This is a genomic window from Streptomyces europaeiscabiei (assembly GCF_036346855.1).
Classification (GTDB): domain Bacteria; phylum Actinomycetota; class Actinomycetes; order Streptomycetales; family Streptomycetaceae; genus Streptomyces; species Streptomyces europaeiscabiei.
Genome location: NZ_CP107841.1, coordinates 575,649 through 601,615, shown reverse-complemented (window position 1 = coordinate 601,615; position 25,967 = coordinate 575,649). Strand labels below are relative to the sequence as shown.

The window sequence follows — 25,967 nt, the reverse complement described above, 5'->3', positions numbered from 1 at the left end:
TCTCTCGCCTCGTCAGAACTCGTCCTCGCCCTCGACGAACGTCCGCACCACCTCGATCTCCCCGATGCGCGACACGTCGACCCGGCGCGGATCGTCGCCCAGCACCACGAGGTCCGCCCGCCTGCCGGGGGTGAGGCTGCCGGCGTCGGTCTCCCAGTGGCAGGCGCGCGCTGCCTCGGTGGTGTACGCGCGCAGGGCCTCCTCGACGGTGATCGCCTCGGCGGCGCCGATGGGACGGCCGGACTCCGAGGCCCGCTCCACCATGAACTGGATCGCCCGCAGCGGGGCGCCGTTCGCCACCGGGCGGTCCGAGCTGCCGGCGACCCGGATGCCGTGGTCGAGGAAGCCCCGGCCCCGGTACAGCCAGCCGGCCCGGTCCTCGCCCATGATCGTGGCGTAGTCGTCACCGTAGTAACGCAGGAAGCTCGGCTGGATGACGACGGTGACGCCGAGCGCGGCCAGCCGGGGGAGCTGGTCGGGACGGACCAGACCCGCGTGCTCGACGCGATGGCGTGCCTGCGGGCGCGGGCCGAGCTTCTGGGCCTTCTCCAGCGCATCCAGGGCGACGTCGAGGGCCCGGTCGCCGATCGCGTGCACGGCGAGCTGCCAGCCGGCGAGGTGACCCTCGACGATCGTGCTCTCCAGCACCTCGGGCTCGTGCATGAGCTGACCGGAACCGTCGGTGCCCAGGTAGGGGCTGGTGAGAGCCGCGGTACGGGCCATCATGCCGCCGTCGGTGAAGATCTTGAGCGCGCCCAGGGAGAGCGCGCCCTCCCCGAAGCCCGTACGCAGACCGAGGTCGATCGCCCGGCTCGTGGTGTCCTCGGCGGCCGCGCCGACCGGGCGCAGCGCGTCGGCGGCCACCATCAGCCGTACCCGCACCGGCAGTCGGCCCGACTCGTGGGCGAGCTGGTACGCGGCGCCCTCGACGGGGCTGTGCCCGAAGAGCCGGGCCCCCACCCCCGCCTCGGCGCACCCCGTGATGCCCTCGGACCGGCAGACGCGGGCGGCGTGCTCGATCGCCGAGGCCAGTTCGGTGAGCGAGTGCGGCGGCCGGGACTGCAGCGCGGCCCCCATGGCGCCCTCCGCGAGGAAACCGTCCGGCCGGGCGACCTCGGCGGACAGACCGCTCAGCACCGCCGAGTTGACCAGACAGGCATGCCCGGAGAGATGGCCCAGGTACACCTTGCGTCCGGCGCTGACGGCGTCCAGATCCGCCGCCGTGAGCGGGCGGTCGAGGGTGCGCTGGTCGTAACCGCCGAAGTCCACCCAGCCGCCGGCGGGGGCCTGCGCCACGGCCTCCGCCACCACGCGGAGCACGTCGTCGGCGCGTCGGCTCGGCGCGACACTGGGGGCCTTCGCCTTCAGTCCCGTCCAGGCCAGGTGCACATGGGCGTCGATGAAGCCCGGGAGCACGGTGGCGCCGCCCAGGTCCAGGGTCCGTCGCGCCGCAAGCCCCGCCACGTCCTCGTCCAGGCCGACGACGCGCCCCCGCCAGATCCCGAGTTCCCGGGCGGCCGGGCGGTCCGGGTCCATCGTGACGATGCGGGCGTTGGTGATCCTGGTGCTGAGCACGAACAGGTCCTTCCGGTCGGGGCGGCTGCCCGGTGGAGTCTCGTATTGGTGAAGTGGCTTATTGCGTCTGCCAGTTGAGGGACCGGTCGGCTAGTGTCCCTGCGTTCGGGGAGGTCGGTCAGGTCTCGAAGAGGTTTCGGGGCTGGTCCAGGAAGGCAAATGTAGTTAGCCTTACCTAAGTTTTCTTGTACGTCTCCTGTGTTGGCGAAACCCGTCCGGAGTGTTGCGTGAGAAAAGCGAACCCACCGGGACGGTACGTCCTGTGGCGCGCGGTCGGCGGACAGCGTCGGGACGTCGTGCTGGGCGCGGTTCTGGGGATGGGGCACCAGACGGGCGAGGCCCTCGTGCCGGTGCTCATCGGACTGGCCATCGAGCGCGGAGTCGTGGACGGCGACGTCCCCGGACTGCTGCTGTGGCTCGGCGTCCTGGCCGCCGTGTACGTCGGACTCTCCTTCAGCTTCCGTTTCAGCGCGAGGGCGGGTGAGCGCGCCGCCGTCACCGCCGCGCACCACCTCAGGACCGAACTCGTCGGCCGCGTCCTGGCTCCCGAGGGCGGCGCCGAGGAGGGACGGCTGCCGGGCGAGCTGACGAACATCGCCACCGAGGACGCCAAACGGGTCGGCGCCGTCGCCATGGCCCTCATCGTCGCCTTCGCGGCCACCGCGGGTCTCGTGGTCGGCGCGGTCGCGCTGCTGCGGGTCTCCCTCGCGCTGGGCCTGCTCGTCCTCCTGGGCACCCCGCTGCTGCTGTGGCTCGGACACCTGCTGAGCAAGCCCCTGGAACGGCGCAGCGAGACCGAACAGGAACGGGCCGCGCAGGCCTCCGGCGTCGCCGCGGACCTGGTGGCCGGACTGCGCGTCCTCAAGGGCATCGGCGCCGAACAGGCGGCCGTCGCCCGCTACCGGCGCGTCAGCCAGGACTCCCTCGCCGCGACCCTGCGTGCCGCCCGCGCAGAGTCCTGGCAGAACGGCGTCGTCACCATCCTCACCGGCACCTTCATCGCCGTGGTCGCCCTCGTCGGCGGACGCCTCGCCGCACGCGGCGACATCGGCCTCGGGGAACTCGTCTCCTCCGTCGGGCTCGCCCTGTTCCTCGTCGGCCCGCTCGGCGAGTTCGCCTGGGTCAACGCCGAGCTGGCCCAGGGACGCGCCTCCGCCGCCCGTATCGCGGAGGTCCTGGACGCCCCCGGTGACGTGTCCGAGGCACCGTCCGCCGACGCCGTCCCGCGCGGCGGCGTCGAGGGACGGCTGACGCTCCGCGCCCTCACGTACGGCACCCTGCGCGGCGTCGACCTCGACATCGCCCCCGGCGAGACCGTCGGCGTCGCCACGACCGACCCCGCCGACGCCTCCGCCCTGCTGCGCTGCCTCGGCCGCCGCGTCGACCCCGACGAAGGCGCCGTGGAACTGGACGGCACGGAACTGACCGCGCTGGGCCTGGCCGACGTACGCGCGGCGATCCTCGTCGCCGAACACGACGCGGACCTGTTCGAGGGCACGGTCCTGGACAACGTCACAGCGGCGGTCGGCGCCACCGCACCGGTCGGAGCGACGGCCGCGTCGGCGGGAGCCACCGGCCCATCGGCCGGAGTCACCGCCGCGATGGTCGCCTCCGGCACGGACGAGGTCGCCCGGGCACTGCCCGACGGCGTCGACACGGCCGTCACCGCACGCGGCCGTTCGCTCTCCGGCGGACAGCGGCAGCGGGTCGCGCTGGCCCGGGCCCTGGCAGCCGACCCGCCGGTACTCGTCGTCCACGAGCCGGCCACCGCCGTCGACGCCGTCACCGAGACACGCATCGCCGCCGGGATCAGGGACGTCCGCGGCGGACGCACCACGCTCCTGGTGACCAACAGCCCGGCCCTGCTCGCCGTCACCGACCGCGCCGTCCTCCTCCGCGACGGCCGGGTCACCGCGACCGGCGTCCACGAGCGCCTCGTCCACGAGTGCGCCGACTACCGTACGGCGGTTCTGACATGACCGAGCGATCCGACGGCGGTTCGCACATGACCGAGCGATCCGACGCCGTCGAGGCCGCGCCCCGCGACGGCGGCCGCACCGGACCCGAACTGCTGCCCGTCGCCACGCCCGCCCGCACCCGGGCCGCGGTCGCCGAACTGCTGCGCCCGCAGCGGCGGCTGGCGCTGTCCGCCTTCACGGTGATGGTCGCCTCCACGGCCGTCGGCCTGCTCGTGCAGCCCCTGCTGGGCCGGATCGTCGACCTGGCCGCCGACCGGGGGTCCGCCGACGCCATCGCGGTCACCGCGGCCCTGCTGGTGGCCGTCGCCGTGGCCCAGGGCGTGACCGCGGGGTTCGGGCTGTCGCAGATCGCCCGGCTGGGCGAGACGACTCTGGCCCGGCTGCGCGAACGCTTCGTCGAACGGGCCCTGGCACTGCCGCTGGAGCGGGTCGAGAAGGCCGGCGCCGGCGACCTGACCGCCCGGGTCACCGCCGACGTCTCCCTCATCGCCGACGCCGTGCGCAACGCGCTGCCCGCGCTGGGGCATTCACTCCTCACCATCGTCCTCACCCTCGGGGCCATGGCCCTGCTCGACTGGCGGTTCCTGCTGGCCGCGCTGCTCGCGGTCCCCGTGCAGGCGGCCACCGCACGCTGGTACGTCACCCGGGCCATCCCGCTCTACGCCGAGCAGCGGGTGGCCGCGGGCGCCCAGCAGCAGCAGATGCTCGACACCATCGGCGGCAGCTCCACCGTGCGCGCGTTCCGGCTGGGGCGGGAGCACACCGAGCGGGTCACCGAACGGTCCTGGTCCGTGGTGGCGCTGACCATGCGGGGCGTACGGCTCGTCCTCGGCTTCTACAGCCGGCTGCACATCGCCGAGTACATCGGGCTCGCCGCCGTCCTCGTCACCGGCTACTGGCTGGTCCGCGACGGCTCGGCCAGCATCGGTACGGCGACCGCCGCTGCCCTGTACTTCCACGGCCTGTTCGGTCCCGTCAACGCGGCCCTCGCCCTCCTCGACGACGCCCAGTCGGCCACGGCGGGCCTCGCCCGGCTCGTCGGCGTCACCGACGAGCCCGTGCCCCCGGTGCCGGCGCACACCGTGCGGACCGGCGACGCAGACGTCACCGTCCGGGGCCTCGGCCACGCCTACCGGCCCGGCCACCCCGTCCTCCACGACATCGACCTGACGATCCGGCACGGCGAACGTGTGGCCCTCGTCGGAGCCAGCGGAGCCGGCAAGACCACCCTGGCCAAGCTCGTGGCGGGCATCCAGCCGCCCACCACCGGCAGCGTTCTGGTGGGCGGGATCGCGCCCACCGAACTCGGCACCGCCGCCTCCCGCACGATCGCCCTGATCACCCAGGAGACCCATGTCTTCGCGGGCCCCCTCGCCGACGACCTGCGGCTCGCCCGGCCCGACGCCACCGACGACGAACTGCGCGCCGCGCTCGACCGCGTCGAGGCGCTCGGCTGGGCCGAGGCGCTGCCCGACGGGCTCGCCACGGTCGTCGGCGACGGCGGCCACCGGCTCAGCGGCGAGCGGACCCAGGCCCTCGCGCTGGCCCGGCTGATCCTCGCCGACCCGCCCCTGGTGATCCTCGACGAGGCCACCGCCGAGGCGGGCAGCGCCGGGGCACGCACGCTGGAGAAAGCGGTCGCCCGTGCCGTGGACGGCCGGACCGCGCTGATCGTCGCCCACCGCCTCAGCCAGGCGGCCACCGCCGACCGCGTCGTCGTCATGGAAGCCGGCCGTGTGGTCGAGAGCGGCACCCACGACGAACTCCAGTCCGCGCGGGGCCCCTACGCCGCCCTCTGGTCGGCCTGGTCGGACGCCCGCGACACCGGCCCCCGGCCGGACCCCGAGACCCCCACACGTATCGCTCCACAGGAACCCGAACCGAAGGACCTCTGATGTTCCGCTCCCGCAGAGCGCCGCGGCTCGCCGTCGTGCTCGCCTCCGCCACCCTGCTCCTCGCCACCGCGTGCGGTGGCGGCGATTCGGACTCCGACACGTCGGACACCGGCGCCAAGGCGAGCACCTCCTCCGGCGAGTCCGCCTTCCCGGTCTCCATCGACCACAAGTACGGCAGCACGACCATCAAGGCCGAACCCGAGCGGATCGTCACCGTCGGTCTCACCGACCAGGACGCGGTCCTCGCCCTCGGCAAGGTCCCCGTCGGCACCACCGAATGGCTCGGCGCCTACAAGGGCGCCATCGGCCCCTGGGCCGAGGACAAGCTCGGCTCCGCCGCGGCGCCGACCGTCCTCAAGGACACGGGCACCGGCCCGCAGGTGGAGAAGATCGCCGCGCTCAAGCCCGATCTGATCCTCGCGGTGTACGGCGGACTCACCAAGGAACAGTACGAGTCGCTGTCCAAGTTCGCGCCCGTGGTCGCCCAGCCCAAGGCGTACAACGACTACGGCGTGCCGTGGCAGGAGCAGACCGAGACGATCGGCAAGGCGCTCGGCAAGTCCGAGGAGGCCACCGAGGCGGTCGCCGGCACCGAGGCGAAGATCAAGGCCGCCGCCGACAAGTACCCGGCGTTCAAGGGCTCCACGGCCGTCATGGCCACCCCGTACGAGGGCATGTTCGTCTTCGGCAGCCAGGACGCCCGCTCGCGTCTGCTGACCGGCCTCGGCTTCTCGCTGCCGACGGACCTGGACAAGGCGATCGGCGACCAGTTCGGCGCGAACATCAGCAAGGAGCGCACCGACCTGCTGGACCAGGACGCCATCGTGTGGATCGTCGGCGACCCGGTCAAGGACGCCGCGAAGCTGCACAAGGACGCCTCGTACAAGGACCTGGGGGTCGTGAAGGAGGGCCGCGAGGTCTTCGTGAACGAGACCGGCGACTACGGCAACGCCACGTCCTTCGTCTCCGTCCTCAGCCTGCCGTACGTGGTCGAGCGGCTGGCCCCGCAGCTGGCGGCGGCCGTCGACGGCAAGACCGACACCAAGGTGGAGCAGCCCGCGTCCTGACGCGGTCGGGGGTACGAGGAGGGGGGCCGGTCACCGACCGGCCCCCCTCTCGCGTGTCTCCGAGTGTCCCCGGCTGTCAGCCGTCCCCGGCTGTCAGCCGTCCATCGACTCGGCCAGACTCCGCGGCCGCATGTCGCTCCAGTGGGTCTCGACGTGGTCGAGGCAGGACTGCCGAGAGTCGGGTCCGTGGACCACCCGCCAGCCGGCCGGCACGTCCACGAAGTCCGGCCACAGGCTGTGCTGGTTCTCGTCGTTGACCAGCACCAGGTAGGTGCCCTCGGGGTCCTCGAACGGGTTGCTCATTCCATTCCTCTTTCTCACTTCGGTCTTGCTCACTTCGGGTTCCGCTCCGCCCACGCGACGAGCCCCTGCAGGGCCCGGAACCAGGTCTCGGCGAGATCCTGGACCGTGTCGCGCGGCAGCAGTCCTTCCAGATAAGACCAGTGCGCGGCCAGCACCGGCCCGTCCGCCCGGTCCTCGGTCACCACGTTGATCTCCAGCGCGTGACCCTCCCGCATCGAGTCCTCCGACCCGATGTCCGCCGCGTCCTCCTCGGGCGCGTACGACCAGTCCGTCTCCTCCGGGATACCGAACCGGCCCAGGTAGTTGAACTCGACGCGCGGCGGCTCGTGGGCCGCCAGCACCTCGCGGGTACGGGGGTTGAGGTGCCGCAGCAACCCGTACCCGACACCGTTCGCGGGCAGCGCGCCCAGATGTTCGCGCACCCGTCGTACGGCTTCCTCCGCCGCGTGACCACCCGCGAAGGCCTCGTCCGTGTCGACCGGTCCCGGATCGAGCCGGACGGGGAAGACACTCGTGAACCAGCCGACCGTACGGGAGAGATCGATCCCGTCGCCGCCCAGCTCCTCCTCGCGGCCGTGGCCCTCGAGGTCGACGAGGACCGAGGTGTCCGAACCGCCGTTCCGCCGCCGCCAGTCGGCGAAGGCCAGGCCGAGTCCGGCCAGCAGCACGTCGTTGACGGCGGCGCCGAACGCGGCCGGCACGGCCGACAGCAGCGGTCCGGTGTGCTCGGCGGGCAGCCGCAGCACGACCTCGCGCTGGGTGGCGGTGGTGTCGCGGTCCGGGTCCCGTTCCCGGGTGAGCGGCAGGGATTCCGCGCCGCCGTCGAGAATCGCCTCCCACACGGGGAGTTCCGCCTCCCGCTCCGGCGTTTGGGCCAGCTCGGTGAGCAGCCTGGACCAGCGGGCGAAGGAGGTCTCGACGGGCATCAGCCCGACCGGCCGTCCGGCACGGACGTCCCGCCAGGCCGCTTCGAGGTCCGGCAGCAGCACCCGCCAGGACACACCGTCCACGACGAGATGGTGGCCCATCAGCAGCAGCCGGCCCGGAGCGTCGCCCGCGTCGAACCACACCGCCCGGAGCACGACGCCCGCGTCCGGGTCGAGCAGCGCCCGTGCCGCGGTGGTGTGTTCGCGTACGGTCTCGCCCAGCGCGGTCGCGTCCAGGCCCGACACGTCGACCCGCTCGATCCAGTCGGCCGCGTCGACCGTGCCGACGGGCGGCACGTGCAGCGACCAGTCCCCGGTGTCCTCGTGGGAGGGCCTGACCAGGGTGGCGCGGAGCAGGTCGTGCCGGTCGGCGAGCGCCTGGAGCACGGTGGTCAGACCGGGCAGGTCCAGGGCCGCCGGGGTGCGGACCAGGGCCGCCTGGTGGTAGGTGGCGAAGGGGCCGCCCAGTTCACGCAGCCAGTGCATGACCGGGGTGAGCGGCACGGTGCCGGTGCCGTCGTCCACCGGGCGTGGCACGGCGGTGTCGGCCGCCTCGGCGACCGTACCCAGCGCGGCCACCGTGCGGTGCCGGAACACCAGCCTCGGGCTGATCCGCAGGCCCGCCGCGCGGGCCCGGCCCACGAGCTGCATGGCGACGATGCTGTCACCGCCGAGGGCGAAGAAGTCGTCGTCCACACCGACCCGTTCGAGCCCCAGCACCTCCGCGAAGACCGTGCAGAGCAGCTCCTCCACGGGCGTCGCGGGTGCCCGCCCGGAGGACAGTGCGGAGAAGTCGGGCGCGGGCAGGGCGGACCGGTCCAGCTTGCCGTTGGCCAGCTGCGGGAACCGCTCCAGGGCGACGACGGCCGCCGGGACCATGTGGTCCGGGAGCCGGCCGGCGACATGGGCGCGCAGCAGCGCCGGGTCGGGCGCGGTGTCCGGGACCGGCACCACGTAGGCCACGAGCAGCTTGCGCGGGCCGTCCTGGTGGACGGTCACCTGGGCCTGGCCGACCTCGGGGTGGGTGGTGAGCGCCGCCTCGATCTCGGCGGGCTCGATGCGGAAGCCGCGGATCTTGACCTGGTCGTCGGCGCGGCCGAGGTAGTCGATCCGTCCGTCGGCGGTCCAGCGGGCCAGGTCGCCCGTGCGGTACAGCCTTGATCCGGCCGGTCCGAACGGGTCGGCCACGAACCGCTCGGCCGTCAGACCGGGGCTGCCGAGGTAGCCGCGGGCGAGACCGCCGCCCGCGAGGTACAGCTCACCGGGGACGCCGGGCGGCAGCGGCTGGAGGCGGTCGTCGAGGACGTACGCCCGGGTGCCGGCCACCGGCCGTCCCACGAGAGGCCGTTCGCTGTCGCGGACGCGTCCCACGAGGGCGTCCACGGTCGACTCGGTCGGCCCGTACAGGTTGAACGCCTCGGTGCCGGGCAGCTCGGACAGCCGCTTCCACAGGGCGACGGGGACGGCCTCGCCGCCCACGCCGACGACCGCGAGCGGGCAGTCGCCGCCCCGCAGCAGACCGCTGTCGGCCATCTGCGTGAAGAACGACGGGGTGACCTCCAGGAAGTCGAAGCGGTGCCGGAGCACGGCCTCGGTGACCAGTTCGGGGTCACGCCGGACCTCTTCCGACAGCACATGGACGCAGTGCCCGTCCAGCAGCCACAACTGCGGCTGCCAGGACGCGTCGAAGAAGAACGACCAGGCGTGGCCCACCCGCAGATGGCGCCGCCCGGCCGCGTCGATCGCGGGGGCGTAGAGCGTCTCGCGGTGGCTGTGGAAGAGGTTGCCGAGGGTCGCGTGGGTGATCACGACGCCCTTGGGGCGGCCGGTGGAGCCCGAGGTGTAGATGACGTACGCCGGGTGCCGGGGCGTCAGCGGGGCGACGCGGTCGGCGTCGGTGAGGTCGGCGGGGTCCTGGGACGCGAGCCGCTCCTGGGTGTCCCGGTCGTCCAGCACCAGGGGTTCGGTGCCGGTCGGCAGGGTGGCGGCCAGGTCGCGGGTGGTCAGGGTCAGGACCGGCCGGGCATCGGCGAGGACGTCGGCCGTGCGCTCCACCGGGGCGTCCGGGTCGAGCGGCAGATAGCCGGCGCCCGCCTTGTGGACCGCGAGGACGGCCGTGAGGAAGTGCGCGGTGCGGGGCAGCGCGAGGGCGACGAACCGCTCGGGTCCGGCACCGGCCTCGACGAGCAGCCGGGCCAACCGGTTGGCGTCCGCGTTGAGTTCGGCGAACGTCAGCTCGACGCCGTCGGACGCGGCGGCGGGGAGGTCACCGTGGCGACGCACCTGCTCCTCGAAGAGGGCGGGAGTGGTGGTCGGTGCCCCCGCGGCAGGCCCGCTGTGCCAGCCGTCGAGGAGGCGGGCCCGCTCGTCCGCGCCGAGTATGTCGACGCGGCCGAGTGCCGTGTCCGGGTCGGCGGTCACGGCACGCAGGACACGCAGCAGCCGGTCCGCGAACGACTGGGCCGTGTCGTGGTCGAACAGATCGGCGCTGTACTCCAGGACGCCGTCCACACCGGTACCGTCGCCGCGTTCGACGAAGTCGAAGGACAGGTCGAACTTGGCGGTCGTCTGCGCCACGTCGTCCCGGCGGGCGTCCAGTCCCAGCAGCCCGGTGTCCTCGCCGCCCGACGCCAGGTACACGACCATCACCTGGAACAGGGGGTGACGGGCGAGGGACCGGGCCGGGTTCAGCACCTCCACCAGCCGCTCGAAGGGCACGTCCTGGTGGTCGAACGCGGCCAGGTCGGCCTCCCTGACACGGCCGAGCAGCTCCCGGAACGTGGGGTCCCCGGAGGTGTCGGTACGCAGCACCAGCGTGTTGAGGAAGAACCCGACCAGTTCGTCCAGACCGGCGTCGGTGCGTCCGGAGATCGGGCTGCCGATCGGGATGTCGTGCCCCGCGCCGAGCCGGGACAGAAGGGTCGCCACGGCCGCCTGGAGCACCATGAACACACTGACCCCGTTGTCGCGGGCCAGCCCGTGCAGCGCGGCGGCGAGTCCGGCGTCGAGGGACAGGTCGGCGGAGCCGCCCCGGTAGGTCGCCTCCAGCGGCCGGGCCCGGTCCACGGGCAGCGCCAGTTCCTCGGGCAGCCCGGCCAGTGCCTGCTTCCAGTACGCGAGCTGGCGGGCCGCGAGGCTGTCCTCGTCCTTCTCGTCGCCGAGGACGTCGCGCTGCCACAGCGTGTAGTCGGCGTACTGGACGGGCAGCGGCTCCCACTCGGGGGCGTGCCCGGCCGTACGGGCGGCGTAGGCGAGCGCGAGATCCCGATGGAGCGGGCCCTCCGACCACTCGTCCCCGGCGATGTGGTGCAGGAGCAGCAGGACGGTCCACTCCTCCTCGCCGGTGCGGAACACCTGCACGCGCAACGGGAGTTCACGGTCCAGCTCGAAGCCGTACGCGCCGGCCTCCGCCAGCAGTTCCGGCAGCAGGTCGTCGTCGGTGTCGGTCAGCTCGAAGGGGACGCGGACCTCGTCGGGCGCCAGCACCAGCTGATGGGCACGGCCCTCGTCGTCGGGGAAGACCGTGCGCAGCGTCTCGTGCCGTACGACGACATCGTGCACGGCGGCCCGTAGTGCCTCGACGTCCAGCGCGCCCGTCAGCCGCCAGGCCGAGGGGATGTTGTACGTCGCGCTGGGGCCCTCCACCTGGTACAGCACCCACAGGCGCTGCTGGGCGGAGGACAGCGGCAGCCGCTCCGGGCGCGGCCGGACCGTCAGGGCCGGGCGGGTCGTGCCCGTCGCGTCGGCGGTGTCGGCGAGGTGCCGGGCGAGCCGGGCGACCGTCGGGGCGTCGAAGACCGTGCGGAGCGACAGCTCGGTGCCGAGGGCGGCCCGGATGCGCGCGGTGAGGCGCATCGCGAGCAGCGAGTGGCCGCCCAGCGCGAAGAAGTCGTCGTCGATGCCCACTTCGGGCACGCCGAGGACGGCGGCGAACGCCTCGCACAGCAGATCCTCGCGCGGGGTGCGGGGCCTGCGGCCGGAGGTGAGCGCGGCGAGGTCGGGTGCGGGGAGCGCCTTCTCGTCGAGCTTGCCCGCGACCGTGCGCGGCAGGGCCGCCACGGTGACGAAGGCGGTCGGCACCATGTGTGCGGGCAGGGTCCCGGCCGTGTGACCGCGCAGCTCCGCCGGGTCCGGGGTGCGGCCGGCGGCCGGCAGGACGTACGCGACGAGCCTGCGCACCCCGGGCGTGTCCTCGCGGACCACGACGGCGGCCGTGGCCACGTCGGCGTGGTCGGCGAGCAGTGCCTCGATCTCGCCGGGTTCGATGCGGAAGCCGCGCAGCTTGACCTGTCCGTCGGCGCGTCCGAGGAACTCCAGGGAGCCGTCGCGGCGGCGCCGGACGAGGTCGCCGGTGCGGTACATGCGGGTGCCGGGCGCGCCGAAGGGGTCGGCCGTGAACCGCTCGGCGGTCAGCCCCGGACGGTTGAGGTAACCCCGCGCCAGGCCCTCGCCCGCGAGGTACAGCTCACCGGTGACGCCCACGGGGACGGGCCGCAACAGCTCGTCCAGGACGTGGGCGCGGATGTTGTCCAGCGGCGCGGCCCAGCGGCCTGCGCTGTCGCTGTGCCAGCCGTAGGCGTCGACCGCGCTCTCGGTGGGCCCGTACAGGTCGTGGACCTGGGTGCCGGGCAGGGCGCACAGCCGCTCCCACAGCGGGGCCGGGGTCGCCTCGCCGCCCACGGCGATCACACCGGGGAGGTGGGCGCCGGGCTCCAGGAAGCCGTGGTGGATCAGCTCGCGGAGGTAGGTCGGGGTGACGTCGAGGAAGTCGATGTCCTCCCGGCCCAGGTACGCGAGCAGCGCGGCCGGGTCGGCCATCACGGCCTCGTCGGTGACGTGCAGTTCGTGCCCGGCGAGCAGCCAGATCAACGGCTCCCAGGAGCCGTCGAAGCTGAACGAGGCCGCGTGCACGGCCCGCAGCCGGTCGCGGTCGAGGGACCGTTCCGCGGGTTCGATCAAGTCGTCGCGGTGGGCCGCGAAGAAGTTGCTCAGACCGCGATGGGTGCCCACGACTCCCTTGGGGGTGCCGGTGGAACCTGAGGTGAAGATGACGTACGCGGTGCCGGTGGGCGCGGGAGGCGCGGCGGCCGGTGCCTTGTCGCCCACGGGGTCCGACTCGTCGATCGAGTCGATCAGGACGACCGGGCATCCCTCCGGCAGCTTCGCCGCCAGCTCCGCCGTGGTGAGGACGCACAGCGGGTCCGCGTCGCGGAGCATGAACTCCAGCCGGTCGGCCGGGTATTCGGGGTCGAGCGGCAGATAGGCGGCGCCGGACTTCAGTACGCCGAGGAGCGCCGGGACCATCAGGTGCCGGGGCAGGGCGAGTCCGACCACGCGCTCGGCGCCCGCGCCACGGCGGAGCAGGTGCCGGGCCACGGCGTCCACCCGCTCGCCCAGGTCCCGGAAGGTGAGCCGGGACGCCCCCGTGGTGAGAGCGGGCGCGTCGGGCCGGGAGCGGACGACGTCGTCGAGGATCTCCGGGACGGACCGGGTCTCCACGGGCCGGGTGGTGTCGTTCCAGACCGCCGTCTCCTCCTCTTGGGTGAGGACGGCGAGGGACCGCAGCGGACGGGCCGGCTCCGCGACGACCCGCTCCAGCAGGTCGAGCAGCCGCTCGGCGAGCCCGGCGGCGGTCTCCTCGTCGGTGAGGTCGGTGGCGTACTCCAGCAGGAGGGCCATGTCCTGGCCGGGGCCGTGGTCGACGAAGGTGAAGTCCAGGTCGAACTTCGCCATGCCGTTGTCCATGTCGAACCACTGGGTGGGCATCCCGAACAGCTCCGGGTCGCCGTCGGGCCGGTGGTGGTAGCCGAGCATCACCTGGAAGAGCGGGTTGCGGTCGGCGGTCCGGACCGGGTTGACGGCCTCGACGACCCGGTCGAACGGCACGTCCTGGTGCTCGAACGCGGCGAGGGCCGCCTCCCGCACCCGGCCGAGGAGATCCTCGAAGGACGGAGTGCCGGACAGATCGGTGCGCAGGACGAGCGTGTTGACGAAGAAGCCGACCAGGTCGTCCACCGCGCTGTCGGTGCGGCCCGCGATGGGCGCGCCGAGCGGGATGTCGTCCCCGGCGCCCAGCCGGTGCAGCAGCGCGGCGGTGGCGGCCTGGAACAGCATGAACATGCTGACCTGGTGGGTGCCGGCGAGGTCGCGCAGCGCGTCCCCGGTGGAGCCGGGGAGCGTGGCGCGGACGACGGCCCCGCGTCCGGTGGCGCGGGCCGCCCCCGGCCGGTCCAGGGGCAGCGGGATCTCCTCCGGGAGCCCGGTCAGAGTCCCCGTCCAGTAGGCGAGTTGCCTGTCCTCCACCTCGCCGAGCAGGCGCTCCTGCCAGAGGGTGTAGTCGGCGTACTGCACCGGCAGCGGAGCCCACTCGGGCGCCCGTCCGTCGGCGCGGGCCGTGTACGCCCGGTGCAGGTCGGCGAGGAAGGGACGGTCGGACCACTCGTCGGTGGTGATGTGGTGCAGCACGACGGCCACCACATGGTCGTCGGCGGCCGACCGCAGCACCTCGGCGCGGACCGGGAGTTCGGTGCTCAGGTCGAACGGGCGGCGCTGTGCCCCCTCGATCCACTCCGCGAGTCCGGTCTCGGCGCCCTCGGCGAGGCGGAACTCCGGCTCGGCCTCACCCGGCGCCGCGATCCACTGGTACGGCTCCCCGTCCGCCTCCAAGAATCGAGTCCGCAGCGCTTCATGACGGTCCGTCACATCACGGAGGGCGGCACGCAGGGCGTTGACGTCCAGGGCGCCGCGAAGGCGGAACACGAGCGGGAAGTTGTACGCGACACCGTCACCGGTGATCCGCTCCACGAGCCACAGCCGGCGCTGGGCGGCCGACAGCGGGATACGGGCGGGCCGTTCGACGGCGGGCTCGAGGACCGGGCGGGCCGGCTGCCCGGTGGCCGCCCGCAGCGCCAGTGCCTCGGGGGTGGGCGCCTCGAACAGGTCGCGGATCGCCAGCTCGGCGCCCAGTTCGGTGCGGGCGCGGCTGATCAGCCGCGTCGCGAGGAGCGAGTGGCCGCCCAGGTCGAAGAAGTTGTCCTCCGCGCCCGTGCGGGGCAGGCCGAGCACCTCGGCGAAGAGGCGGCACAGCACCTCCTCGACGGGGGTGCGCGGGCCGCGCCCGGCCGACAGGGCGACCGCGGGCTCGGCGTCCGGCAGGGCGCGGACGTCGAGCTTGCCGTTGTCGTTCATCGGCAGTCCGGGCAGGACGACGAAGGCGGCGGGCACCATGTAGCCGGGCAGCCGCTGTCCGAGGTCGTCGCGGAGCCGTCTGATGAGCGAGGTGTGGCCGCGTCCGGCGGCCGGGGTGTTCGCGTACGGGGCGTCTTCGTCGCGGTCGGCGCGCGGCCGGTACAGGCCGGCCGTGCGCTCGGCCTCGGCGCCGGGGACGAACACGGCGTCGTAGAGCCCGGGTCCGCCGGACCAGGTGGTGAGGAGCCGGTAGCCGTGTGCCTCGGCCGTCTCCCGCAGGTCCTCCGGTTCCACGCCCGTGGCGGCGACGGCCGTCGGCCGGCCGGTGTCCAGGGCGCGCAGACCGGCGAGGTCGCCGACCGTACGGGCGTCCGGGACACCCCGCACCCGGAGCGGCCCGGTACCGTCGAGACGGGCGAGGAGCGCTGCCCGTCCGGTCCAGTCGACGGCCGGGACACCGTCCAGGGAGAGCGCCGGAGCCCCCTCGTACAGCACCACGTCGTACCGGTAGCGGGTCAGCTCGTTGTGGTGGCGTCCCGCCTTGGTGCGCAGGTCGACGCCGACGCCGAGGGTGGTGAACCAGTCCGGGTCGACCAGGAGTTCCTTCTCCAGGGCGAGGCCGCGCTCCACGGCCCGGCGCAGGCTGTCGGGCCCGGTGTCCGCGTCGGCGCGGGCGGCCTGGATGCCGGCCTGGAACACCCGGGCCTGGCGCAGGTCACGGACGTCACCGAGGAACAGGGCGCCGCCGGGCGCGAGCAGGCCGAGCGCGCCGCGGATCACCTGGTGGAGGTGGTCCAGGCTCGGGAAGTACTGGATGACGGAGTTGATGACGACCGTGTCGAAGTAGCCGGTGGGCAGGCCGTCGGTCACCTCGGCGGCCTGGCAGCGCAGTTCGACCTTGCCGGCCAGCTCGGGGTCGCTCCTGACGCCCTCGGTGAGCTTGCGGATCACGGGCGCGGCGAAGTCGGTCGCCCAGTACGCCTCGGCGTCCGGGGCGAGCTTCGACAGCAGCAGGCCCGAGCCGACACCGATCTCCAGGATGCGGCGGGGCCTCAGCTCGCGGATGCGCTCCACGGTGGCCTCACGCCACTCGCGCATGTGCTCCACGGGGATGGGGGTGCCGTCGTAGGAGCTGTCCCAGCCGGCGAAGTCCTCGGTGAAGAGGGCGGTGCCGATCTCGGTGTACTCGGCGGAGTAGATCTCCTGCCACTCGCCGATCTGCTCCCGCTCGGCCGACTCGCGTGCCTCGGCGTCGGGTTCGGCGGGGACGACGTAGCCGACGAGGCGCTTGGTGCCGGGGGCGTTGGTGTCGTCCCGGGCGACGACGGCGGCCCGGGACACCTCGGGGTGCTGGACGAGAGCCGTCTCGATCTCGCCCAGCTCCACGCGGTAGCCGCGGATCTTGACCTGGTCGTCGGTACGGCCGAGGAAGTCCAGGTTGCCGTCCTGGCGGCGTCGTACGAGGTCACCGGTGCGGTACATGCGCTCGCCCGGCTGCCCGTACGGGTCGGCCACGAACCGCTCGGCGGTCAGGCCCGGCCGGTCGAGGTAACCGCGCGCCAGACCCACACCCGCGATGAAAAGCTCACCCGCCACACCGTCCGGCACCGGCCGCAGCCAGGTGTCGAGGATACGGGCCCGGGTGGCGCGGATGGGCTTGCCCACGGTCGGGGTGGCGCTGTCCTCCGTACCACCGCCGAGCGTGTTGATCGTGTACTCGGTCGGGCCGTACAGGTTGTAGCCGTACGTCCCCTCCGTGTCCCGCAGCGTGTTCCACACCGTCTCGGTGACGGCCTCGCCGCCGAGCAGCACCAGCGGCGGCCGGTGCCCCTCCAACAGGCCCTCCTCCAGCAGGAGGTGGGCGTAGGTCGGGGTCACGTTGACGACGTCGACGCGGTGTTCCTCGCAGTACGCCACCAGCGCGGTCGCGTCCCGCCGCAGCTCCTCGTCGCAGACATGGACCTCATGCCCTTCGACCAGCCACAGCAGCTCCTCCCACGACATGTCGAACGCGAACGACACGGTGTGCGCGATCCGCAGCCGCCGCCCGCCCGCCGACGCGATCGCCGGGGCGAAGATCTCCTTCTGGTGGTTGAGCTGCATGTTCGTCAGACCGACGTACGGCGTGACGACACCCTTGGGACGACCCGTCGACCCCGAGGTGTAGATGACGTACGCCGGGTGGTCCAGGCTGAAGGTCACCGACACCGGATCGGCCGGGAGGGCCGCCAGTTCGGCCGCCACCGCCGGGTCGTCGAGCAGCACGCGGGGCGTGTCGCCCGTCAGCGTGTCCGACACGCGCTCCGTGGACAGCAGGAGCAGCGGGCGGGCGTCCGCCAGCATCAGCGACAGCCGGTCGGCCGGGTGGTCCAGCTCCAGCGGCAGATAAGCCGAACCCGTCCGCAGCACCGCGAACAGCGCCACCACCATGTCGATCGAGCGCGGCAGCCCGAGCGCGATCACCTTCTCGGGTCCGGCGCCCCGTCCGATCAGCAGCCGGGCCATGCGGTCGCAGCGCGCGTCGAGTTCGGCGTACGTCAGGGTCTGCGCGCCGAAGACCAGGGCGGTCGCGTCCGGGGTGCGGGCGGCCTGCGCGGCCAGCATGTCCGCGACCGTCTCGTGCGGCACGGGCTGCCGCCGCTCGGCCTCCTCACGGGCGAGCGCGGCGGCCTCGGCGGGCAGCAGGGAGTCCAGCGAGCCGACGGGCGCGTGCGGGTCGGCCACCAGCCGGCCCACCAGCAGCACGAAACGGTCCAACAGGCGCTGCGCGTAGGCGCCGTCCAGCACGTCGGGCCGGTAGGCGAGCGTCGCCCTGACCTTCTCGCCGGGTGTGACCACCAGGTTCGCCGGGTAGTGCGTGGCGTCCACGTTGGCCACGGCCGTCGCGCCGTGCCGTTCGCGCAGCTCGGCCAGCCGCTCGTCGGTGTCGGCGTTGCGCAGCACGAACAGGGTGTCGAACAGCCGTCGGTGACCCGACTCGGCCTGGAGCACACCCAGGCCCAGGTGTTCGAACGGCATGACCTCAAGCCGCTCGCCCTGGATCCGGCGCAGCAGGGCGAGCACCGGCTCACGCGGGTCGAAGGCGATGCGCGCGGGGACGGTGTTGAGGAACATGCCGATGACGTTCTCGACGTCGGGCACCTCGCTGGGCCGTCCGGCGACCGTCGTACCGAACGCGATGTCGCTGCGGCCCGTCGCACCGGCCAGGACCAGACCCCAGGCTGCGTTGAGCACCGTGTTGAGCGTCAGACCGTGGCTCCGCGCGATGTCGCGCAGCCGCTCGGCCACCGCCGCGTCGAGCACGGCGTCCAGCTGCTCCGGGATCACCGGCTCCTGCCCCCGGTCGGAGGCGGCCGGCACCAGCAGCGTGGGCTCCTCGAAACCGGACAGGGCGGCACGCCACGCACGGGTGGCCTCGGTGTCGTCCTGCCGCTCCAGCCAGGTCAGGTAGTCGCGGTACGAGCCGGGACGGGCGAGGCCCGCCGGATCGCCTCCGCTCTCGTACAGCGCGAACAGCTGGTCCAGGAACAGCCAGGCCGACCAGCCGTCCCACAGGATCAGATGCCGGCCGATGATCAGCCGGTCGCCGCGCTCCTCGCCGAGCCGGACGAGCAGCATCCGGAAGAGCAGGGGGTGGGTGAGGTCGAAGCGGCGGGACCGCGAGTCGTCGAGCAACTCCCGCATCCGCCGGTCCTGTTCGGCCGCGGGGAGCCCCGCGAGATCCACCTCGGTCAGCGGGATCTCCGCGTCCCGCACGATGAACTGCACCGGCTGGCGCAGCCCTTCACTCGTGAACCCGGCCCGCAGGCTGGGGTTGCGGGCCAGCAGGGTGCGCATGGCCGCCGACAGCCGCTCGGCGTCGACGCGTTCGGCGAAGTCGAAGGACTCGTGGACGGTGTAGACGTCCAGGGAGCTGTCGTCGAAGTTCGAGTGGAAGAACAGGCCCTCCTGGAGCGGGGCGAGGGGCCACACGTCCTCGATCCGGCCCGGGGCGAGCCGCTCGACCCGCTCCCGCTCCTCCTCGGTCAGCGCGAACGCGGACGCGACAGGAGCGTCCCCGGTGGCCGTCTCCTCGATGGCGGCCGTCGCGGCGAGCGCCGCCGGGGTGCGGTGCTCGAACACGTCGCGCGGGCCGATCGCCAGACCCGCGCGGCGGGCCCGGCTGGAGACGGCGATCGAGCTGATGCTGTCCCCGCCGAGAAGGAAGAAGTCGTCGTCGACCCCGACCTCCGCGAGCTTCAGCACGGCCGCGAAGATCTCGACGAGCAGCTGCTCCCGGGGGGTTCCCGGGGCACGGGTGACGGTGCCGCGTACGACCTGCGGGGCGGGCAGCGCGGCCCGGTCCAGCTTGCCGCTGGGGGTGAGCGGAAGTGCGTCGAGGGCCACCCACGCACTCGGAACTATGGGCGAGGGGAGGGAATCGGTCAGAGTCTCGCGGAGGCCGGTCACGTCGGCGTCGCCGCTGGGCACGACATAGGCGACGAGCGCGTCGTCCCGTACCGTCACGGCGGCCTGCGCGACCTCCGGAAGGCGTACGAGCGCGGCCTCGATCTCGCCCAGTTCGATCCGGTTGCCGCGCAGCTTGACCTGCCGGTCCGTACGGCCCAGGTACTCGATGACCCCGTCCGCGCGGCGCCGGACCAGGTCACCGGTGCGGTACATGCGGCTGCCGGGAGGCCCGTACGGGTCGGCGGTGAAGCGCTCGGCGGTCAGCGCCGGGCGGGCGTGGTAGCCGCGGGCGAGCTGGACACCGGTCAGGTACAGCTCGCCGGGGACACCGTCGGGGACGGACCGCAGACAGGCGTCCAGGACCCGCAGGCCGGTGTTCCACACGGGACGCCCGATGGGCACGGACGCGCCCCGGTCCTTGTCGGAGGCGTACGGGTGGTACGTGACGTCGACGGCCGCCTCGGTCGGGCCGTACAGGTTGTGCAGCGGCACGCCCGTCAGCGCGTGCCAGCGGCTCGCGGCGGCGACCGGGAGCGCCTCACCGCTGCTCAGCACGCGGCGCAGCGAAGCCGACCACGTGGGGTCGCCGGTGACCTCGTCGTGCTGGAGGAAGGCCTCCAGCATCGACGGCACGAAGTGCATGGTCGTGACGGCCTGTTCGCGTACGAGCCCGGCCAGGTAGGCGGGGTCGCGGTGGCCGTCCGGGCGGGCGAGCACCACGGTCGCGCCTTCGAGGAGCGGCCAGAAGAACTCCCACACGGACACGTCGAAGCTGGACGGCGTCTTCTGCAGCACCCGGTCGTCCGCGCCGAGCCCGTACTCGCCCTGCGTCCACGCGAGCCGGTTCACGACGGCGCGGTGGGTGACGACGACGCCCTTGGGGAGGCCGGTGGAGCCGGAGGTGTAGATGAGGTAGGCGGCGTCGTCGGGGCGGGCGGCGACGAGGGTGACGGGGCTTGCTGCCGGCTCGTCGTCCGGGGCGTCCAGCAGCAGCACCGAAGGCGTAGCAGGAACGTTCCGCTCCGACGGCTGGGGCTGCGGCAGCCGGTCGGCCGTCGACGACAGCGTGACCACCGTCGTGGCGCCCGAGTCGGCCAGCATGTGGGTCACCCGGTCAGCCGGGTAGTCCAGGTCCACCGGCAGATAGGCGGCACCCGACTTCAGTACGCCCAGCAGCGCCACCATCAGCTCCGCCGACCGCGGCACGGCGACCGCCACGAACGTTCCCGGCCCGGCACCCCGGCCGCGCAGCCGTACGGCCAACGCCTCGGCGCAGGCGTCCAGTTCGGCGTAGCTCAGCCGCTTGCCCTCGAAGACGACGGCCGTCGCGTCCGGCGTCCGGGCGACCTGCGCCGCGAACCCTTCGGCCAGGGTGGTCGCCGGTACGAGGCGTTCCTCCCCGGCGGGACGGGCACGCAGCGCCTCGTCGGGTGAGAGCAGTTCGACGGCGCCGGCCGTGCGGTCCGGTGTCTCGGCGATGGCCTCCAGGACGCGGGCCAGGCGGTCGCCGAGCGCACGGACGGTGTCGCCGTCGAGGCGTTCCGCGTGGTGCTTGAGCCGCAGGTCGAGCCGTCGGCCGGGCTTGACGACCAGGGCGAGGGGATAGTGCACGGCGTCGTGGAAGCAGTCGCCGGTGATCCGTACGGTGCCCGAGGCGTCCCGGAGGTCGGTCTCGGCGGGGTAGTTCTCGAACACCACGAGCGTGTCGAAGAGTTCGCCGGAGCCCGCGTGCCCGGTGAGGCGCTGGATCTCGGCGAGGCCCAGGTGCTGGTGGTCCAGCAGCCGGGCCTGCTCCTCCTGGAGCCGGACGAGCAGCGCCCCGAGGGATTCGCGCGGGGTCCAACGGAAGCGGGTCGGCAGGGTGTTGATGAACAGGCCCACCATCGAGGCGATGCCCTCGACCTCGCCGTCGCGCCCGGAGACCGTGGTCCCGAACACCACGTCGTCCCGGCCGGTCAGCCTGCCGAGGAGCAGACCCCAGGCGCCCTGCACCACCGTTCCGAGGGTGACCCCGTGCTCACGGGCCCGCTCGGCGAGCCGCGCGGTGGTCCGCTCGGACAGCTCCACCCGCACATGGTCGGGCCGTACGGGAGCCGCGTCGGCCGGAGTGCCGACGAGCCGCGTCGGCTCGTCCAGTCCGGCGAGCGCGTCGAGCCAGGCGTCGCGGGCCGCGTCGCGGTCCTGCTCGGCCAGGCGGCGCAGGAAGCCGCGATAGGGGGCGACTTCGGGAAGCGAGGGCGCGTCGGTGCCGTAGTACGCCATCAGTTCGCGGTGCAGTACCGGCAACGACCAGCCGTCCGCCACGATGTGATGGAACGTCAGTATCAGTCGGCTGCGCTCCTCGCCGAGCCGGACCAGGGCGCAGCGCAACAGGGGCGGCGCGGCCAGGTCGAAGCCCCGGGCGCGCTCGTCGGCGGCCACCGCGTCGCCCAGCGACTCCCGGACCTCCCCGTCCTGCGACGACAGGTCGACCTCCCGCCACGGCAGCTCTGCGTCCCGCGTGACGATCTGCACCGGGGTGCCGTCGGGGCGCTGGCGGAAGGCGGCCCGCAGCGGCGCGTGCCGGTCCAGGAGGCCTTGCGCGGCCCGGCGCAGCACCGAGCCGTCGACGGGTCCGGTGAGGTCCAGGACCTGCTGGACGACATACGTGTCCCCGTCGGCGCCGCCGGTGAGGGAGTGGAAGAAGAAGCCCTGCTGGAGCGGGGTGAGCGGCAGCAGTTCCTCGACCGGCAGCGGGCGCGTGCCCTGGATCTCGGCGAGTTCGGCCTCGTCCACCTCCACGAGCGGGACGTCGGCGGTGTGCTCGGCGACCCGCTCGACGGCGGCCTTCGCCAGCGCCTCGACCGTGCGGTGCCGGAACACCTCACGCGTGGTGAGCCTGAGGCCCGACTCCCGTGCCCGGATGAGGAGCTGGATGGCGCTGATGCTGTCGCCGCCGAGCGCGAGGAAGTCGTCCTCGGCCGTCACGGTGTCGAGCCCGAGCACCTCGGCGTACAAGGCGCACAGCAGTTTCTCGCGGGTGGTGCGCGGGGCGCGGCCGGAGCTCATGCTCGCGTAGTCCGGGGCGGGCAGCGCTCTCGCGTCGATCTTGCCGCTGGGCGTGACCGGCAGGGCGTGCAACGGGACGAACGCCGAGGGGACCATGTAGTCGGGCAGCCACTCGGCGGCGTGCCCGCGCAACGTCCGCATCAGCGCGCCGACGTCACGGAAGGGCGCGGGCCGGTTGGCGCGCGGATGGGCGTCGGCCGTCCGGTACAGCGGGCCGAAGGGCCCGTCGAGGACGAGCACGGCGTCGAACGCCCCGTCGTCGGCGTTCCCGTTCCAGGTGAGCGCCGCCCGGTAGCCGTGCTCCGCCGCCAGCGCGTGCACGTCCTCCGGATCGGCTCCAGAGGACGCCTCCCGGCTGCTGCCGTCCAGCCGCCGCAGGTCCGCCAGGTCGTCCGCGAGGCGTGCGTTGGGCACACCGGTGACGCGGAGCCCGTCCGGCCGCCCGGCCAGCAGCTCCGTCAGTCCGCCGAGGCCGCCGACCGCCGCCCAGTCGGCCTCCGGCAGCTCCCGGGGGGCCGCCGGAGCCCCCGGGCGCAGCACGACGTCGTAGCGGTACCGGCTCAGCTCGTTGTGGTGTGTGGCCCGCTTGATCCGGATCTCCGCGTCGAAGCCGTCGAGGCCGGCGAAGAAGTCGGGGTCGAGAAGGAGTTCGCCCTCCCAGCGCACCGACTGCTCGACGGCCGTGCGCAGCGTGCTCTTGTCCTCTGCGTCCCCCGCGTCACCGGTCGCCCGCCGGGTCTCCACGGCCGCGCGCAGCGTACGCAGCAGCCGCAGGTTGCGGACGTCGCCGACGAAGATCCGGCCGCCGGGGGCCAGCAGCCCCGACACCTGGCGCAGGACGTCGACGAGGTACTCCCCGCCGGGGAAGTACTGGGCAACCGAGTTGATGACGACCGTGTCGAAGTACCCGGCCGGCAGCCCGTCGGTGTCGTGGGCGGGCCGGGCCCGCAGCTCGACCTTCGCGGCGAGGTCCGGATCGCTGTCGACCTGGGCGCGCAGCGCCGCGACGGCCGCCGCCGAGAGGTCGGTGCCCCAGTAGGCCTCGCAGTCGGGCGCGATCCGGGACAGGATCAGGCCGCTGCCGACACCGATCTCCAGCACCCTTCGGTTCGTGCCGAGTTCGCGGATACGCTCGACCGTCGCGGCGCGCCACTCGCGCATCTCCTCGACGGGGATCGGTGTCCCGTCGTACATGCTGTTCCAGCCGGCGTAGTTCTCGCGGAGACCGGATCCGTCGTGGGTGTCGGCGGAATCGGTGGAGTCCTCGGAACCGGCCGCCCCGTAGAGGAGTTCGTGCAGCTCCTTCCACTCCTCGACCCGCGCGTCCGGATCCGCGTCGCGCGGTGCGTCGAGGGCGGGGACGACATAGGCGGCGAGGCGGCGGTCGCCGGGCCGGTCCTCGCGGACGACCACGGTGACCTGGTCGACGGCCGGGTGGCCGCGCAGCACCGACTCGATCTCGCCCGGCTCGATACGGAAGCCGCGGATCTTCACCTGCGCGTCGGCGCGCCCGAGGAACTCCAGCCGTCCGTCGGCCCGCCAGCGGACCAGGTCACCGGTGCGGTAGAGCCGCTCGCCGGGCTCCCCGAACGGGTCGGCGACGAACCGCTCGGCGGTCAGGTCCGGCCGCCCGAGATAGCCCCGGGCCAGGCCGGCGCCGCCCAGGTACAACTCACCGGTGACCCCGGCCGGAACGGGCCGCAGGAACGCGTCCAGGACGTACGCCCGGGTCCCCGGGTCGGGCACGCCGATCGGGACGATCGCCCCGGCCGGGATGTCCGGATCGCACAGCCCGAGCGTGGAGTTGGTGGTGGCCTCGGTCGGGCCGTACGCGTTGAACATCATCCGCCCGCGCGCGTACCGCCCCACCAGCTCGGGGGAGACACGCTCGGTGCCCGCCAACAGCGTGGCGGTCGGCGGGAGGTGGACGTCGTCGGGCATGGCGGCGAGCAGCGCGGGCGGCAGGATCATGAAGGTGATGCCGTGCGCGTTCGCGTAGTCGGCGAGCGGCGCGCCGGGCACCCGCAGCTCCGCCGGGACGACGACGAGCCGGCCGCCGGACAGCAGCCCGAGGCACAGGTCCCAGAAGGCGACGTCGAAGCTCGGCGAGGCGAACTGCAGCACCCGGCTGTGCGGGCCGATGCCGAACCGCTCGCTCTGCGTGGCCACCAGCTTCGCCACACCGCCGTGCGAGAGGGCCACACCCTTGGGCCGGCCCGTCGAGCCCGAGGTGTAGATCACATAGGCGGCGTTCAGCACGGTGAGCGGCGCCCCGCGGTCCGCCTCGGCGGGGTCGTGGGCCGGCCGCCCGGCCAACTCGGCCGCCGTGGCGGGCGAGTCCAGCTCCAGGAGGGTCATGCCCTCGACCGGGTCGGGGAGGTCCCGCGCGGTCTCCCCGGTGGTCACCATGCAGACGGGCCGCGCGTCGCCCAGCATGTACGCGATCCGGTCCGCCGGGTAGTCGTGGTCGATCGGCAGATAGGCGGCGCCCGACTTCAGGACGGCGACCTCCGCGACGATCAGCTCGGCGGAGCGCGGCAGCGCCAGGGCGATGATCCGCTCGGGGCCCGCACCCCGCGCGATCAGCGCGTGCGCCAGGCGGTTCGCGCGCTCGTCCAGCTCGGCGTAGGTGAGTTCCTCGTCCTCGAAGATCAGTGCCACGGAGTCCGGCCGCTGCCGCACCTGCTCGGCGAACATCGCGGGCCAGGTGTCCGCCGGCACCGTGTGCGCGGTGTCGTTCCAGTCGAGGACGACCTGGCGGTACTCCTCGGGGCTCATCAGATCCAGCCGGGCGACCGGCGTCCCGGGCCGGGCCAGCGCGTCGGCGAGGAGCGTGCGGTAGTGGCCGAGGAACCGCTCGATCGTCGTACCGTCGAAGATGCCGGGGTGGTACGAGGCCCGTGCCGAGCCGTCGCCCACCTCGAGCAGCACGTCGACCGGGGCGGGCAGCTCACCGGCGGGCCGCGCGGCCGTGGCGAACGCCGTGTTGAAGAACAGGCCGCCACCGCGCGTGGGCCGGGGCCGCAGTTCCTCGACCAGGAGCCCGACCGGCACCCGGTTGGTCTCCGCCTCCTCGTGCGCCTGCGTCACCCGACGCACCAACTCGGCGAACGTCGGCTCGTGCTCGACGGACACCCGCAGCGGGAGCCCGTCATGGCCCACGGTCAGGTCCGTCGCCCCGGTGTAGCGGTGCAGCAGGGCGACGAACGCCGCGAGTCGTACGGCGTCGGGGGCATCCGGAACATCCGCCAGAGCGCGCGTGTCCCGTTCGAGAAGCGGCTGCGGCGGGTGGGGCCGATCGGCGGGCAGTGAGATCTCGAGCGGCAGCGATGTCAGCAGCCGCCGCCAATAGGCCAGGACTTCCTCGGTACCGCACACAGCAGTGAGCCTTCCCACCAGGTCGGGGTCCGGTTCTGAGCCGGGTCGCCGACATACTAAGGTAAGGGTTACCTAATTCACAGGGTGCTCATAGTGGGAGTTGCCCCGAGGGCGGGACGGCGATCCACGGAGGACCTACAGTTCAACCCGCGCTCGCCC

At 73.4% G+C, this 25,967-nt stretch carries 6 protein-coding genes; 3 read left to right on the top strand and 3 right to left on the bottom strand.

Annotated features, from left to right (window positions below; genetic code table 11):
- Nucleotides 1-12 precede the first annotated feature (12 nt).
- On the bottom strand, nucleotides 13-1,575 hold the full coding sequence (locus OG858_RS02775) for an amidohydrolase (protein WP_327723229.1): 1,563 nt from the start codon (nucleotides 1,573-1,575) through the stop codon (nucleotides 13-15).
- Nucleotides 1,576-1,802: 227 nt separating this feature from the next.
- On the opposite strand from OG858_RS02775, the gene OG858_RS02770 reads away from it, so the two are divergent.
- From OG858_RS02770 to OG858_RS02760, 3 genes are read left to right on the top strand one after another with little or no spacing between them, the layout of a single operon-like run.
- On the top strand, nucleotides 1,803-3,554 hold the full coding sequence (locus OG858_RS02770; protein ID WP_319265272.1) for an ABC transporter ATP-binding protein: 1,752 nt from the start codon (nucleotides 1,803-1,805) through the stop codon (nucleotides 3,552-3,554).
- A gap of 26 nt (nucleotides 3,555-3,580) precedes the next feature.
- Nucleotides 3,581-5,449, top strand: coding sequence for an ABC transporter ATP-binding protein (locus tag OG858_RS02765; RefSeq protein WP_086749588.1), 1,869 nt, complete (start codon nucleotides 3,581-3,583; stop codon nucleotides 5,447-5,449).
- Nucleotides 5,449-6,516, top strand: coding sequence for an iron-siderophore ABC transporter substrate-binding protein (locus tag OG858_RS02760; RefSeq protein ID WP_086749580.1), 1,068 nt, complete (start codon nucleotides 5,449-5,451; stop codon nucleotides 6,514-6,516). Before OG858_RS02765 ends, OG858_RS02760 begins: the two co-directional genes overlap by 1 nt.
- 93 nt (nucleotides 6,517-6,609) lie before the next feature.
- Here the strand turns inward: OG858_RS02760 and OG858_RS02755 are convergent, their stop codons facing one another.
- Together OG858_RS02755 and OG858_RS02750 are read right to left on the bottom strand one after the other, a co-directional pair.
- The gene (locus OG858_RS02755; RefSeq protein WP_086749579.1) at nucleotides 6,610-6,819 is read right to left on the bottom strand and encodes an MbtH family protein; all 210 of its coding nucleotides are present in this window, start codon (nucleotides 6,817-6,819) and stop codon (nucleotides 6,610-6,612) included.
- A 29-nt stretch (nucleotides 6,820-6,848) separates the two neighbouring features.
- Entirely contained in the window at nucleotides 6,849-25,808 is an 18,960-nt protein-coding gene (locus OG858_RS02750) for a non-ribosomal peptide synthetase (RefSeq protein ID WP_328545171.1), read from the bottom strand.
- Between the last annotated feature and the right edge of the window lie 159 nt (nucleotides 25,809-25,967).